General features: G+C 71.0%; 13 protein-coding genes. 8 read left to right on the top strand and 5 right to left on the bottom strand.

Translation table 11 applies throughout. The features are described 5' to 3' along the window. Positions 1-71: 71 nt before the first annotated feature. Positions 72-1,280 carry a sensor histidine kinase gene (locus OG446_RS31215; protein ID WP_328897142.1) on the top strand — a complete coding sequence of 403 codons (1,209 nt, stop codon included), beginning with the start codon at positions 72-74 and terminating at the stop codon, positions 1,278-1,280. Further along, on the top strand, positions 1,277-1,915 hold the full coding sequence (locus OG446_RS31210) for a response regulator transcription factor (RefSeq protein ID WP_328897141.1): 639 nt from the start codon (positions 1,277-1,279) through the stop codon (positions 1,913-1,915). The genes OG446_RS31215 and OG446_RS31210 overlap by 4 nt, the downstream gene beginning before the upstream one ends. A 20-nt stretch (positions 1,916-1,935) precedes the next feature. Here OG446_RS31210 and OG446_RS31205 read toward each other — a convergent pair whose 3' ends face one another. Further along, positions 1,936-2,238 (bottom strand): DUF5955 family protein, encoded by a 303-nt coding sequence (locus OG446_RS31205; protein WP_219567907.1) that lies wholly within the window; start codon positions 2,236-2,238, stop codon positions 1,936-1,938. 218 nt (positions 2,239-2,456) lie between these two features. Between OG446_RS31205 and OG446_RS31200 the strand changes: the two genes are divergently transcribed. Together OG446_RS31200 and aceB are read left to right on the top strand one after the other, a co-directional pair. After that, positions 2,457-3,089 (top strand): nucleotidyltransferase family protein, encoded by a 633-nt coding sequence (locus tag OG446_RS31200; protein WP_328897140.1) that lies wholly within the window; start codon positions 2,457-2,459, stop codon positions 3,087-3,089. Between the two features lie 234 nt (positions 3,090-3,323). Beyond that, positions 3,324-4,943, top strand: a complete 1,620-nt coding sequence (gene aceB / locus OG446_RS31195; protein WP_328897139.1) for a malate synthase A — start codon at positions 3,324-3,326, stop codon at positions 4,941-4,943. Between the two features lie 71 nt (positions 4,944-5,014). Here the strand turns inward: aceB and OG446_RS31190 are convergent, their stop codons facing one another. Together OG446_RS31190 and OG446_RS31185 are read right to left on the bottom strand one after the other, a co-directional pair. After that, entirely contained in the window at positions 5,015-7,303 is a 2,289-nt protein-coding gene (locus tag OG446_RS31190) for a glycosyl hydrolase family 18 protein (protein WP_328897138.1), read from the bottom strand. A gap of 162 nt (positions 7,304-7,465) precedes the next feature. Continuing rightward, a complete protein-coding gene (locus OG446_RS31185; protein WP_328897137.1) occupies positions 7,466-8,458 on the bottom strand; it encodes a fibronectin type III domain-containing protein in 993 nt (330 codons plus the stop codon). Positions 8,459-8,626: 168 nt separating this feature from the next. Here OG446_RS31185 and OG446_RS31180 point away from each other — a divergent pair, with 168 nt between their 5' ends. After that, positions 8,627-9,232: a TIGR03086 family metal-binding protein gene (locus OG446_RS31180; protein WP_328897136.1), complete on the top strand. Its 606-nt coding sequence runs from the start codon at positions 8,627-8,629 to the stop codon at positions 9,230-9,232. Between the two features lie 77 nt (positions 9,233-9,309). Here the strand turns inward: OG446_RS31180 and OG446_RS31175 are convergent, their stop codons facing one another. After that, positions 9,310-9,993 (bottom strand): alpha/beta fold hydrolase, encoded by a 684-nt coding sequence (locus OG446_RS31175; protein ID WP_328897135.1) that lies wholly within the window; start codon positions 9,991-9,993, stop codon positions 9,310-9,312. A 60-nt stretch (positions 9,994-10,053) separates the two neighbouring features. Here OG446_RS31175 and OG446_RS31170 point away from each other — a divergent pair, with 60 nt between their 5' ends. The 3 genes from OG446_RS31170 to OG446_RS31160 all read left to right on the top strand — a co-directional run bounded on the left by OG446_RS31170 (position 10,054) and on the right by OG446_RS31160 (position 12,436). Next, the gene (locus OG446_RS31170) at positions 10,054-10,902 is read left to right on the top strand and encodes a chitosanase (protein WP_328897134.1); all 849 of its coding nucleotides are present in this window, start codon (positions 10,054-10,056) and stop codon (positions 10,900-10,902) included. A gap of 188 nt (positions 10,903-11,090) precedes the next feature. After that, complete coding sequence (locus OG446_RS31165) at positions 11,091-11,402, top strand: SH3 domain-containing protein (protein ID WP_328897133.1); 312 nt, start codon at positions 11,091-11,093, stop codon at positions 11,400-11,402. A 170-nt stretch (positions 11,403-11,572) separates the two neighbouring features. Beyond that, on the top strand, positions 11,573-12,436 hold the full coding sequence (locus OG446_RS31160) for a chitosanase (protein ID WP_328897132.1): 864 nt from the start codon (positions 11,573-11,575) through the stop codon (positions 12,434-12,436). Between the two features lie 79 nt (positions 12,437-12,515). Here the strand turns inward: OG446_RS31160 and OG446_RS31155 are convergent, their stop codons facing one another. After that, complete coding sequence (locus OG446_RS31155; RefSeq protein WP_328897131.1) at positions 12,516-13,952, bottom strand: nucleobase:cation symporter-2 family protein; 1,437 nt, start codon at positions 13,950-13,952, stop codon at positions 12,516-12,518. Positions 13,953-14,105 lie beyond the last annotated feature (153 nt).

Here is a 14,105-nt window from a genome sequence, read left to right as displayed (position 1 = left end):
CGCGGGCCGGTCGAGACATCAACCTTTCGATTGACCGGCCCCGCGCACCCCGCGTCTACGCTGGACGAATCATGGAAAAACGTGTCCACCCCCCGGTCGCCGCCGCGCTGCGGCTGTGCCTGCACGCGCTCCTGCTGGGGCTGCTGGCGCTCGCCGCGGTGAAGGCCGTGAGCGGCGGCGCCCCGCACTCGGGAGCCGTCGTCGTGATCGCGGCGGTGCTGGCGGCGGTGTACGCGGCGGGCGCCCTCGCTCCCGTCGTGCAGCCGCGGACCCGGGCGGGGGCGCTCTGGCTCGCGGTGCTGTGGGCACTCTGGCTGGCGCTGCTGGTGCTGTCGCCGGACGCGCTGTGGCTGGCGTTCCCGCTCTACTTCCTCCAGCTGCACCTGTTGCCGATGCGCTGGAGCCTGCCCGCCGTGGTGGTGACGGCGGGGGCCGCCATCGCCGGCTTCCTGCTGCACGGCCAGGAGATCACCCCCGGCACGTTCATCGGCCCGCTGCTCGGGGCGGCGGTCGCGGTCGCCACGGTCCTCGGATACGACGCGCTGTTCCGCGAGAGCGAACGCCGCCGCGAGCTCATCGAGGAGCTCGTCTCGACCCGTGCGGAGCTGGCCGAGGCGGAGCGCACCGCCGGGACGCTCGCCGAACGCGAACGGCTGGCCCGCGAGATCCACGACACCCTCGCGCAGGGCCTGTCCAGCATCCAGCTGCTGCTCCGCGCCGCCGAGCGCACCCTCCCCGCGGATGCCCCCGCCGCGGCCCACGTCCGTCAGGCCCGCGAGGCCGCCCAGGACAATCTCGCCGAGGCCCGTCGCTTCGTACGCGCCCTGACCCCGCCCGATCTGGAGAACGGCTCCCTGGCAGCCGCCCTGGAGCGGCTCTCCGCCCGCACCACCACGCCCGGGCTGACGGTCCAGTTCGCCGTGAGCGGCACCCCGGTGGAGCTGCCCACCCCCTACGAGGTGGCGCTGCTGCGTACCGCCCAGTCGGCGCTGGCCAACACGGTGCAGCACTCCGACGCACGGCGGGCGGAGATCACCCTGAGCTTCATGGACACCTCGGTGGCGCTGGACGTGGTCGACGACGGCCGCGGCTTCACCGACGACTCCGCCGCGAGCAGGGGCACCGGGACGGGCGGCTTCGGTCTGCCGGCCATGCGGTCCCGGGCCCGTTCCTTGGGTGGCACCCTGAGCGTCGAATCGGCGCCGGGCCAGGGCACCGCCGTCGCCCTGACCCTGCCGCTGCCCCTGCCCGACGGCCGGACCGGACAGGATGCCGCATGACCGTGCCCCCTCCGATCCGGCTGCTGCTCGCCGATGACCACCCGGTCGTACGGGCGGGCCTGCGGGCCGTCCTGGACACCGAGCCGGACTTCCGCGTCGTCGCCGAGGCCGACACGGCGGAACGAGCGGTGGCGCTGGCCGCGACCGGCGAGTTCGACGTCGTCCTGATGGACCTGCAGTTCGGTGCGGGTATGCACGGCTCCGAGGCGACCGCCGCGATCACCGCGGTGCCCGGCGCGCCCCGGGTCCTGATCCTGACGACGTACGACAGCGACGCCGACATCCTGGCGGCGGTGGAGGCGGGTGCGGCCGGCTATCTGCTCAAGGACGCCCCGCCGGAGGAGCTGGCCGCCGCGGTCCGTACCGCGGCGGCGGGCCGCTCCGCCCTGGCACCGGCCGTCGCGCACCGGCTGATGGACCGCATGCGGATGCCTGCCCAGGCGCTCACCAAGCGCGAGCTGGAGGTTCTGCAGCTGGTCGGCGAGGGACTGTCGAACCTGCAGATCAGCAAGAAGCTGTTCCTCAGCCAGGCGACGGTGAAGTCCCATCTGGTGCACATCTACGCCAAGCTGGGCGTGGACTCGCGCACCGCGGCCGTTGCGGCGGCGACGGCCCGCAGGCTCATCCGCCGCTGAACAACATCCCCCCGACCGCTTCAGCGACGCGGCGGCTCACCGAACAGATCGACCGCGATCCGTACGTCCCTGAGTGCCGACGCCAGCGCGCTGACCGAGCCGACCGCCCCCGCGATCAGCAGCAGCGACCGGCGGAGCCGGGGAATCTCGGGCGCGCCGCCGGCCGCCATCGCGTCCAGCGCCGCCAGCTCGTCCTCGGCGATCGCCCGGTCCGGGAACTCCGCGGGATGTCCGGCCAGCTCCCGTCGGAGCCGGGAGACGGCCGTACGCAACTCCGCCACCCTCGGGTCCTCGCCACTGCTGGTCACCCGCGCCTGCCCCACGCTCTTCAACAAAGCACTCCCCCTCGCACATCTTTGTGCCGGTGTTTCGACCACGCCCCGAACGGTGGTCAAGTGTCCGGGGGTGCGGGCAAGTTAACGCCATGACAGGTGCCGGGCGCCACTCCGAGGACGGAACTCGGAGTGTCCACCGCGTCGACGCGGGCCGGGAGGCCGGTCCGGTCCGTGCACGAACGGCCGGTCCGGTGTATCCAGGCGGCATGACAAGCACACCGCACTCCCCCTCCTCACCCACCCCGCCCGCCTCGCCCGTCGTCGCCGGCCTCCTGCTCGCGGCAGGCGGCGGACGGCGGCTCGGCGGGCGCCCGAAGGCGCTGCTGGAGCACCGTGGCCGCCTGCTGGCCGACCACGCGGTGACCACGCTCCGGGAGGGCGGCTGCGGCCCGCTGCACGTGGTGCTCGGCGCGGCCGCCGGGGAGGTGCGGGCCCGCGCCGAACTGTCCGGCTGCGCGGTGAGCGTCAACCCGGAGTGGGCCGAGGGCATGGGCTCCTCGCTGCGGGCGGGACTCGACGCCCTCACCGGCACGGGCGCGGACGCGGTGGTCGTCCTGCTGGTCGACCAGCCCGGTATCGGCGCCGAAGCGGTGGCCCGGGTGCGGGCGGCGTACCGCTCACGGACGAGCCTGGCGGCGGCCTCGTACGACGGGGAGCGGGGCCATCCGGTGCTCTTCGGGGCCGCGCTCTGGGCAGACATCGCGGCGGGGGCGGTGGGCGATCAGGGGGCCCGGGCGTATCTGCGGGCGCACCGCGATGCGATCACGCTCGTCGAGTGTTCCGATGTGGCTCAGGCGTACGACATCGACACGGCGGAGGACTTGGCGCACCTTGAGTGAACGCACTGGCACGCTGCGCCAGCAGGGCCCCACTTCTGTCGACCCGGAGAATCTCGACATCAACAAACCATTGAACTTCCACCATGAGGAAACTACTATCCACTGGTCAGAAGCCCTCTGCACCTCAGACGGCGACCACGGCCGTATCCCGGAGCCCTGGCACGCCGTGCCATTTCAGGCGACCCGGCGGCCGTGAGACGTCGCCCGCACCGCCCGCTGAAGGAGTGACAGCTCATGTCCGCACCAGCGCCGTCCTCGCTGGCCATCGTCGATGCCGAGCCCCTGCCCCGGCAGGACGAGGTCCTCACCCCCGCGGCCCTCGCGTTCGTGGCCGAGCTGCACCGCCGGTTCACGCCCCGGCGTGACGAGCTGCTCGCCCGGCGCGGTGAGCGCCGCGCGGAGATCGCCCGCACCTCCACGCTGGACTTCCTGCCGGAGACCGCCGCGATCCGTGCGGACGACTCCTGGAAGGTCGCACCGGCGCCCGCCGCGCTGAACGACCGCCGGGTGGAGATCACCGGTCCGACCGACCGCAAGATGACCATCAACGCCCTGAACTCGGGCGCGAAGGTCTGGCTCGCCGACTTCGAGGACGCCTCCGCTCCGACGTGGGAGAACGTCATCACCGGCCAGCTCAACCTGATCGACGCGTACAACCGGTCCATCGACTTCACCGACCCGAAGTCCGGCAAGTCCTACGCCCTGAAGCCCGCCGACGAGCTCGCGACCGTCGTCACCCGCCCCCGCGGCTGGCACCTGGACGAGCGCCACCTCCAGCTCGACGGCACCCCGGTGCCCGGCGCGCTGGTCGACTTCGGTCTCTACTTCTTCCACAACGCGCAGCGCCTGATCGACCTCGGCAAGGGCCCCTACTTCTACCTCCCCAAGACGGAGTCGCACCTGGAGGCCCGCCTCTGGAACGACATCTTCGTCTTCGCCCAGGACGAGCTCGGCATCCCGCAGGGCACGGTCCGCGCCACGGTCCTGATCGAGACGATCACCGCCGCGTACGAGATGGAGGAGATCCTCTACGAACTGCGCGACCACGCCTCCGGGCTGAACGCGGGCCGTTGGGACTACCTCTTCTCCATCGTCAAGAACTTCCGCGACGGCGGCTCCAAGTTCGTCCTGCCCGACCGCAACGCGGTGACGATGACCGCCCCGTTCATGCGGGCGTACACCGAACTCCTCGTCCGCACCTGCCACAAGCGCGGCGCCCACGCGATCGGCGGCATGGCGGCCTTCATCCCGTCGCGCCGGGACGCCGAGGTCAACAAGGTCGCCTTCGAGAAGGTCAAGGCCGACAAGGACCGCGAGGCCGGCGACGGCTTCGACGGCTCCTGGGTCGCCCACCCGGACCTCGTCCCGATCGCCATGGCCTCCTTCGACGCGGTCCTCGGCGAGAAGCCGAACCAGAAGGAGCGCCTGCGCGAGGACGTCTCGGTGGCCGCGGGCGACCTGATCGCCATCGACACCCTGCACGCCAAGCCCACGTACGACGGCCTGCGCAACGCCGTCGCGGTCGGCATCCGCTACATCGAGGCGTGGCTGCGCGGCATGGGCGCGGTCGCCATCTTCAACCTGATGGAGGACGCGGCCACCGCCGAGATCTCGCGCTCGCAGATCTGGCAGTGGATCAACGCGGACGTGGTCTTCGAGAACGGCGAGCACGCCACGGCGGAGCTGGCCCGCAAGGTCGCGGCCGAGGAACTGACCGCGATCCGCGCCGAGATCGGCGACGAGGCCTTCGCGGCCGGCAAGTGGCAGCAGGCCCACGACCTCCTGCTCCAGGTCTCCCTGGACCAGGACTACGCGGACTTCCTGACGCTGCCGGCGTACGAGCAGCTGCGCTGACGCGGCTCGTCCTGCGTATGCCTCCGCCCCCGGTGCCGCACGGCGCCGGGGGCGGAGGTGTGGCCAGAGGGCTAGCCCAGACCCGAATCCAGGGCGCTCATCAGCGTGCCCTGCGGGGTGTCTCCCGACATCTCCCAGACCATGACGCCCAGCAGGCCCTTGTCCTTCACGTAGGCCGTCTTCTTGCCGATGGACCATGTGTCGTCGAACGACCACCACTGGTTGCCGGTATATCCGTAAGTCGATACGGACTGTTCGTCGTGGTGGACCGCCATCGTGGGGTACGCGCCGATGAGGTTGGCGTAGCCACGGGTGCCGGCCTCCTCCGCGAACTGGCCGGGGGCGGCGCCGCCCGCGGGCTGCCATTCGCCCGCTGCTCCGCCGTCGGTCACGTTCTGCCAGCCGCGGCCGTAGAACGGGATGCCGAGGGTCAGCTTCCGGGGTTCGACGCCCACGTCCGTGTAGGCCTTGATGGCGGCGTCCGCGCTGAAGTGGAAGCCGTAGGGGTCCTGGTCGTCGGTGTAGAGGTTGGCCTGGTGGCCGGTGCGGTTCGGCTCCCAGGAGTTGTCGCTGCCGGAGCCGTGGAAGTCGTAGCCCTGGACGTTGGCCACGTCGAGGGAGTCGAACACCTTCGACAGGTCCCAGCCCTCGTCGATCTTCTGCGGATCAGCGGGGGTGAAGGCGGTCAGGAGGCGGTGGCCGCCGCCGAGGGCGTCGAGCTGCTTGCGGAACTCGGCGAGGAGGAGGGTGAGGTTGCCCTTGTCGTTCGGCGAGTAGTGGTTGCCGGGGTGTCCGGTGCCGGTGCCGGGCCACTCCCAGTCGATGTCGAAGCCGTCGAAGATGCCGGCCGCGGTGCCGGGGCCGCCTGCGCCGTTGTACGCGGGCAGGTTGCCCTTGATGTACATGTCGATGCAGGAGGAGACGAACTTCTTGCGGGCCGCGTCGGTGGCGGCGACGTCGGAGAAGTACTTCGAGTAGGTCCAGCCGCCGAGCGAGACCACGATCTTGAGGTCCGGGTGGAGCTTCTTCAGCTTCTTCAACTGGTTGAAGTTGCCGCGCAGTTTGCCCCAGCCGTCGTCCGCGACACCGTCCACGGACTGGGCGGCACTGAACGGGCGGGCGTAGTCGGCGTCCGCGTCACCGGCTCCGGTGCCCTGCTCGGGGTCCTGGGGGTCGGCGGTGGTGCCCTTGGTGACTCCGTTGAGGCAGGTGAGGTTGTTGGGGTCGATGTTGGCGAAGGCGTAGTTGACGATGTCGAGCTTCCCGGCGGCGCCGGAGTCGTGGAGGTTCTTGACGAAGTACTGGCGGCCGTAGATCCCCCACTGGACGAAGTAGCCGACCTTCGCATAGTTGCCGGCGCCCACGATGTCGTCGGTCTTCACGGTCAGGGTGTTGCTCGCGGGCGAGGCGTTGTCGGCCGCATCGCGCGCCTTCACGGTGAAGGTGTACGAGGTCGAGGGCGACAGGCCGCCGATGGTGGCGGTGGTCGTGGTGCCGGAGACCGTGGTGGCCAGGGCGCCGCCCTTGTAGATGTCGTACGCGGCGACCCGTTGGTTGTCCGTCGCGGCGGTCCAGGCCAGGGTGACGGACGAGGCGTCGGTCGCGGTGGCGTGCAGCGCGCCGGGGGCCGTGGGCGGGGAGGTGTCGGTGGCCGGGTCGACGGTGGCGACGGTCAGCGGGGCGCTCTCGGCGGAGGTGTTGCCCCGGGTGTCCTTGGCCCGGACGGTGAAGGAGTAGGTGGTGGCGGGGGTGAGACCGGTGACCGTGGCGGAGGTCGTCGCGGTGGCCGATCCGACCACCTTGCCGCCGGCCAGGATGTCGTACGAGGCCACCGGGAAGTCGCCCGCGGCGGCGGCCGTCCACGCCAGGGAGGCGGTGCGGGCGGTGACATCGGTCCGCTTCAGGCCGCCGGGTGCGCCGGGCGGCACGTCGGCGGAGCCGTCGCACTTGTCACCGTTGATCCGGCAGCCCGTCGGTGCGGTGATCGGGCCGGTGGCGACGAACCAGAAGCTGTACGGCTCGGTCGTGCTGTGTGCGGCCACCGTGCCGTTGTAGTGGGCGTTGACCGCGGTGAGGTGACTGCCCTGGGTGGTGACGGTGCCGTTGTACGAGGAGCTGATCGCGACCCCGGCGGGCAGGTCGAACTCGAGGCTCCAGCCGGTGACGGCCGTGTCGGTGTCGTTGCGCAGGATGTAGGTCCCCTTCCACCACGGGCCGTTGTCGGCCGAGGTGAAGGTCGCCGTCAGCCTGCCCGCCGCGTGCGCGGGGGTCGCCTGGAGGGACAGCAGGGTGAGGAGGAGGGCGAGGGCGGCAAGCAGTGCGGTCGCCGTTCTCCGTCTGAGGGGCAGGTGCTCGAACATGGTTCTCCCTTGCGGCTGGGACCGGTGAGGCGGTCCTCGGGGGGAGCGGAGGCACGTCGTTCCATGGAGCACTGCGGAAAGTAATTGGTCTGGACCAACTCGTCAATAGGTACAGACCAATTATTCAATCGCCGCCCTCGCCGGCGCCGGCAGGGAAGCTGCTCAGCCGCCCAGCACGACGGTGCGCGCCGCCGAGAAGTCGCCCCACGTCCCGTCGGGGAGCTTGGCGCGGATCTTCATCGAGTAGCGGGTGCCGCGCGGGTCGGTGACGGTGAGCCGGTAGCTCGCCCGGCCCGCGGGAGGTTCGCCGCCCCAGACGATCGTGGTGGTCAGCCGGCCGTCCAGGTAGAGCTGGTAGGCGGGTATCTTCCCGCCCGTCTTTGGCTGCTTCCAGTCCAGGTCGACGGCGTACTCCTTGCCCTGGGCGCTGCTCGTGATCCGCAGGTCCGTGGGGGCCGTGCCGGCGGGTGCGCCGAGGGCGGACGCGGTGGTGAGGTCGACGGTGTCGCTGTCGGGCGACGAGGTGTCGGCCGCGTCGCGGGCCCGGACGGTGAACGTGTAGATGGTGCCGGGCCGCAGCCCGGTCAGCCGGGCCGTGGTCTGCGTGCCGGGCACGCTGTGGATGCGGGAGCCCTCCTGGTAGATGTCGTACGCGGTGACGCCGACATCGTCCGTGGAACCGCCCCAGGAGAGGGTCGCGGCCTGGGAGCCGTCGGTCTTGCCGCGCAGTTTCACCGGCCGGGTGGGGGCCTCGTGGTCGGCGGGGGTCGGCGCGGGGGTGGTGACGGACGCGGCGGCGCTTGGCGCGGAGAGGTTTCCGGCGGCGTCACGGGCCCGGACGGTGAAGGTGTACGCGGTGGAGGCGGCCAGCCCGTCCACGTCGATCATCACCTTGGCCGCCGGGACGGACTTGACCTTCCTGCCCTGACGGTAGACCTCGTAGCCGGTGACGGCCTTGTCGTCGGTGGCGGGCTCCCACATCACATGGGCGGACGTGGCACTGCTCGCCTGGACCGTCACCCCGTGGGGCGCGGTCGGTTTCCGGGAGTCCGCCTCGGCCTCCGATCCGCAGGCGGTGAGCGTGGCGAGGAACAGGGCGGCGGAACAGGCCAACGCGGCGGTTGCGTGGGGGCGTTGCACGATGGTGCCTTCCATCCGACAGCAATGGTCCAGACCTGTATCGCATGGTGCGGGGGTCGCCGACAAGGGGATGAAGCGGAACGTTCCGCAATGTGCCGGTGTGCGCCGCGCGGGTGCGGCGTGACATGGCCTCCACCGCGCGCCGAGCGATGATTCCGGGGCGCTCGGGCAGTCTGCACAGATATGAATACGCAGACGAACTCCGCACCCCTCCTCGACCTGGGACCCGCGGCCCGGCAGATCGCCGGAATGCTCCCCGCCATCGACGACGCCCGGCTGTCCGGCCCGACCCCCTGCCCCGATGTCGCCGTGGGCGCGCTGCTGGCCCACGTGGAAGGGCTGGCCGTGGCGTTCCGGGATGCCGCACGCAAGGACCTGGGGGCCACGACCGACACGGCACCCTCGGTGGAGTCGGGGGTGCTCGACGGCGGCTGGCGTTCCACCCTGCCCGCGGCCCTCGACGAGATGGTGGCGGCCTGGCGCTCGCCCGACGCCTGGCAGGGAATGACCCGGGCGGGCAGCGTCGACCTGCCGGGCGAGGTGGCCGGCATGGTCGCGCTCAACGAACTGGTGCTGCACGGCTGGGACCTGGCGAGGTCGACCGGGCAGCCGTACGGGGCCGAGGAGGCGCATCTGCGCAGCACGCTGGCACTGCTGGCCGACCTGGGCGACAACCCGCCGGCCGGCTCCCCGTTCGGCCCGCCGGTCCCGGTCCCGGACGACGCGCCGCTGCTGGACCGGGCGGTGGCGCGCAGTGGCCGGCGCCCGGACTGGCAGCCCGAGAACTGACGACCACGCACGATCCGGCAGCCCGAGGCCTGACGGCCACGCACGAACCGGCAGCCGGGGAGCTGAGGGCAACCGCGTCAGCTGGTGAAGAACTCCGTGATCTGCTGGGCGACCTGGTCGGCGTGGACCTGGTGCACCCGGTGGCCGCCGCCGAGGGTGATCAGGTGGCAGTCCGGGATCAACGTGGCCATGTCCTGGAGGCGGGCCTGCGGCATGGTGCTGGCCGGGCCGCCGGCGAGCATCAGCGTCGGGGCCACGATCTCGCCGAGGCCCTCCTCCCACGCCGGGTCGGGGTCGGCCAGCTGGGTGCGTACGGCTCCGAGCACGGCCTCGTCGTAGTCGACCGGGCCTTCGGGCCGCACGTCGGGGCCCGCCGCTCCGGGGAACGGCGGCGGGGTCTCCACCAGCACCAGCCGCTCCACCCGGTCCGCGTGCGTCTGGGCGAAGAGATGGGCGACGACGCCTCCCATGCCGTGGCCGACCAGGCCGACGCGGTCGAGTTCGCACGCGTCGAGAAAGCCGAAGAGGTCGTCGAGCATCAGCTCGAAGTCGTACTCGTCGGGCCAGTCGCTCTCGCCGTGACCCCGCAGGTCGAGGGCGTACACCCGCCATTCCTGGCCGAGCAGACTCCCGGCCGCCTCCCAGCTCGCGGCGGAATCGCCGAGGCCGTGCAGCAGCACGACGGGCGAGCCGAACGGGTCGCCCCAGGTCCGGTACGCCAGACGTACATCGCCGACATCCACAACAGACTGATCATCCATGCCCCTGACGCTACAGCCGAATGGGCAAAGATCATTCCCACGGCCTGGCAGGCTGGAAAGGTGAAGCTCACCGCGCGTTCTCCCGTCGTCACCTCCGTCGCTCTCGCCCTGGCCGCCGCCCTGCTGTCCGGATGCGCGGGGGCGGGTCCCGGCGGCTCCTCGGGCAAGGGGGGCCCGGGTCCGGGGCTGGACGATCCGGCGAAGAAGGACATCGCCATGCAACTGGTGTCCAGCGCGGAGAACTCGACCCTGGACTGGAAGGCGCAGTACGGCTACATCGAGGACATCGGTGACGGCCGGGGCTACACGGCGGGCATCATCGGCTTCTGTTCCGCGACCGGCGACATGCTCAGCGTGGTCGAGCGGTATGCCGAAGCGCGGCCCGGAAATCCGCTGGAGCGGTTCCTGCCCGCGCTGCGCGCGGTGAAGGGGACCGACGCGCATACGGGACTCGGCCGTCCGTTCACCGAGGCATGGTCGAGGGCCGCGGGTGACGCGGCGTTCCGTGCGGCCCAGGACACCGAGCGGGACCGGGGGTACTTCGAGCCGGCGGTCGCACAGGCGAAGAAGGACGGGCTGGGCACGCTCGGCCAGTTCATCTACTACGACGCCTATGTGATGCACGGGGCCGGTGACACGGAGGGCACGGTCGGGTTCCGTACGATGCGCCGTCAGGCACTCGCCGAGGACCGGCCCCCGGCGGAGGACGGCGACGAGGGCACGTACCTCGACGCCTTCCTCGACGCACGCGTCGGGGCGATCGGCAAGGAGCCCTCGCACAGCGACACCAGCCGGGTCGAGACGGCACAGCGGGTCTTCGTGCGCGAGGAGAATTTCGGCCTGGAGACACCGCTGCGATGGACGGTGTACGGCGACAGCTATCTGATCAAGGGCCCGGACGCTTCGTAAACCCATGATCGGCAGGCGCACGAAGCGTTGGCCGGGTGGCCCGTGTGCGCCGGTGCGTATGGCATGTGACCTGCGCTTTCACTCCTTTCGTGATGGCTTCCTCCACCCGTGTCCCGGTGGCCGGCCGACCCGTTGAGGCGGGCGGACGGTCCACGCGCCGTGGGCCGGATCACTGAGGAGTTCGCGACATGATGAAGAAGATTCTGCTGGGCGCGGCCATGCTGACCGCCGGTCTGGGCCTGGCCGTCTCCCCCGCCGCCCAGGCCACCCCGAGCACGACCGCCGCGCACAGCGTCGAGGCGGCCCCGGCGCTCGTCTGCACGGTCAACGACAACGGGGTGAACTTCCGTGGCGGTCCGGGAACGGACTACCCGGTGCTGGGCCAGGTGAACCGGGGCCAGAACCTCGACGCACGCGGCCAGGAGGGCAGCTGGGTGATGGGTGACCTGTGGGGCGGCCCCACAGGCGTCTGGATCCACGTGGCCTACCTGGACTGCTGAACCCGCACTCCACAGCCCCGCACCGGGCACCCATGCGCCCGGTGCGGGGCCTTCGCATACCCGGACCGCACGAACTCGCCCGCGTCGCAGGGGTGTACGACCGTCGTTCGACTCTGATAGGAAAGCTTCCTAACAGAACAATCGGAACGACGAACTCCCTTGGAGGACTGGTGCACGCTCCCCACAAGCGCACCGCACGTCGCAGCAACCGATCCGTGCGCGTCGCACTCGTCGCGCTCGGTCTGACCCTCACGGCGATTCCCGCCACCGCCTTCGCAGGCACCGCACCCGCCCCCACGGCGGTTCACCAACAGGAGGCAGCCGCGACCGGGCTCGACGATCCGGCGAAGAAGGACATCGCCATGCAACTGGTCTCCAGCGCGGAGAACTCCTCGCTGGACTGGAAGGCGCAGTACGGCTACATCGAGGACATCGGTGACGGCCGCGGCTACACGGCGGGCATCATCGGATTCTGCTCCGGCACGGGCGACATGCTGGACCTGGTCGAGCTGTACACCCAGCGGGAGCCGGGCAACCCGCTCGCCGAGTACCTGCCCGCCCTGCGCGACGTGGACGGCACGGATTCGCACGACGGTCTCGACCCCGGCTTCACCGAGGCCTGGGAGACCGCGGCCGGTGATCCGGCGTTCCAGCAGGCGCAGAACGACGAACGCGACCGGGTGTACTTCGACCCGGCGGTCGGCCGGGGCAAGAGCGACGGGCTGGGCACACTGGGCCAGTTCGCGTACTACGACGCCATCGTGATGCACGGCGACGGCGGCGACAGCACGAGCTTCGGCTCGATCCGCGAGCGCGCCCTCGCGCAGGCGGAGCCGCCGTCCCAGGGCGGTGACGAGGTCACCTACCTCAACGCCTTCCTGGACGCGCGGGTCTGGGCCATGAAGCAGGAGGAGGCCCACTCGGACACCAGCCGGGTGGACACCGCCCAGCGGGTCTTCCTGGAGAACGGCAATCTGAACCTGGACCCGCCGCTCGACTGGAAGGTGTACGGCGACAGCTTCCACATCGGCTGACGGACCGGGCCGCGACCGGCTGTGGCGCGTACGACCGCCCTCATGGCGGAACCGTACGCGCCACAGCTGTGACAGGACGTCAGTGAACGGCCACGGGAGCGGGGGTGGCCTTCTCGTGGTCTCCCGACTCCGCATCGGGCCCGGCGTCCGGCTTCCTGCCCAGGTGGTTGAAGGCCAGGTTGAGGACGATCGCCACGACGCACCCGGTCGAGATGCCCGAGTCGAGGACGACGAGCAGGTCCTTCGGGAACGCGTGGTAGAACTCCGGCGCGGCGATCGGTATCAGCCCGACACCCACGGCGGCGGCGACGATCAGCGCGTTCTCGCCCTTCTCCAGCGCGGCGGTGGCCAGCGTCTGGATGCCGCTCGCCGCGACGGAGCCGAACAGCACGATGCCCGCACCGCCCAGTACCGGCAGCGGCACCAGCGCGATGACGGAGGCCGCCACCGGGCACAGGCCGAGCAGGATGAGGATGCCGCCGCCGGCGGCGACGACGAACCGGCTGCGGACCTTCGTCATCGCGACCAGCCCGATGTTCTGGGCGAAGGCGCTGCACATGAAGCCGTTGAACAGCGGGCTGATGGCGCTGCCCAGGGTGTCGGCGCGCAGCCCGCCCTCGATGGTGCGCTCGTCCGCCGGCCGGTCGACGATCTTGCCGAGGGCCAGCATGTCCGCGGTCGACTCCGTCATGCAGACCAGCATCACGATGCACATCGAGACGATCGCGGCGATCTCGAACTGCGGCGCCCCGAAGTGGAACGGGGTGGGGAAGCCGATGACGTCGGCGTCCTTGATGGCCCCGAAGTCCGTGGTGCCGACCGGGATCGCGATGAGCGTGCCGGCCACGAGGCCGAGCAGGATCGCGATCTGCTGGAGGAAGCCGCGCAGCAGCTTCCTCAGGGCGAGGACGATCACCAGGGTGACGGCCGCCACCGTGATGTTGGTGGTGGAGCCGTAGTCGTCTGCCGTGGCGTTGCCGCCCTGGGACCAGTTGAAGGCGACCGGCAGCAGGGAGACACCGATCAGGGTGATGACCGTGCCGGTGACGACGGGCGGGAAGAAGCGGACCAGTTTGCAGAAGTAGGGCGCGAGGACGAAGCCCAGGAGGCTGGCGACGATGATCGCGCCGAAGATCACGGCGATGCCGTCGTGACCGCGGTCCTTGCCGATGGCGACCATCGGCGTCACCCCGGCGAACGAGACGCCGTTGACGAACGGCAGCCGGGCGCCTATGCGCCAGAAGCCGAGCGTCTGGAGCAGGGTGGCTATGCCCGCGGTGAAGAGGCTCGCCCCCATCAGGAAGGCGGTCTCCTTGGCGGTGAGGCCCACGGCGGGCCCCACGATCATGGGCGGGGCCACCACGCCCGCGTACATCGCGGCCACGTGCTGGAGACCGCTGGTGAACATCTTCAGTGGGGGGAGCGTCTCGTCGACCGGGTGTTTCCGGTCGGCCGGCGACGATTCCGGGTCGGGTGCTGCACTTGCGTCGTTGCGAAACCTGGGCGTAGCTGCCACGGCGGTTCCTCCGGTCGGGTACACGTCTGCGGCGACGTGGGTGTCAGGGAGGTGGTGCCGGGACCGGCCGTCGGGACATGCGCCAGACATGTCCGCCGGACCGGGCCCCGTGTGGTGCGTTGATGCAGGTGGGGCAGGTCGTGCAGCTGGTGC

This window comes from Streptomyces sp. NBC_00236, from assembly GCF_036195045.1.
Classification (GTDB): Bacteria; Actinomycetota; Actinomycetes; order Streptomycetales; family Streptomycetaceae; genus Streptomyces.
Note: the sequence above shows the minus strand (reverse complement) of the source record. Positions and strands in the feature narration are given on the sequence as shown.

Bases quoted from the DNA above. Each gene is read 5' to 3' on its own strand.
- OG446_RS31215 (WP_328897142.1), top strand. From the start codon at position 72: ATGGAAAAACGTGTCCACCCCCCGGTCGCCGCCGCGCTGCGGCTGTGC.
- OG446_RS31210 (WP_328897141.1), top strand. From the start codon at position 1,277: ATGACCGTGCCCCCTCCGATCCGGCTGCTGCTCGCCGATGACCACCCG.
- OG446_RS31200 (WP_328897140.1), top strand. From the start codon at position 2,457: ATGACAAGCACACCGCACTCCCCCTCCTCACCCACCCCGCCCGCCTCG.
- aceB (WP_328897139.1), top strand. From the start codon at position 3,324: ATGTCCGCACCAGCGCCGTCCTCGCTGGCCATCGTCGATGCCGAGCCC.
- OG446_RS31190 (WP_328897138.1), bottom strand. From the start codon at position 7,303: ATGTTCGAGCACCTGCCCCTCAGACGGAGAACGGCGACCGCACTGCTT.
- OG446_RS31185 (WP_328897137.1), bottom strand. From the start codon at position 8,458: ATGGAAGGCACCATCGTGCAACGCCCCCACGCAACCGCCGCGTTGGCC.
- OG446_RS31180 (WP_328897136.1), top strand. From the start codon at position 8,627: ATGAATACGCAGACGAACTCCGCACCCCTCCTCGACCTGGGACCCGCG.
- OG446_RS31175 (WP_328897135.1), bottom strand. From the start codon at position 9,993: ATGGATGATCAGTCTGTTGTGGATGTCGGCGATGTACGTCTGGCGTAC.
- OG446_RS31165 (WP_328897133.1), top strand. From the start codon at position 11,091: ATGATGAAGAAGATTCTGCTGGGCGCGGCCATGCTGACCGCCGGTCTG.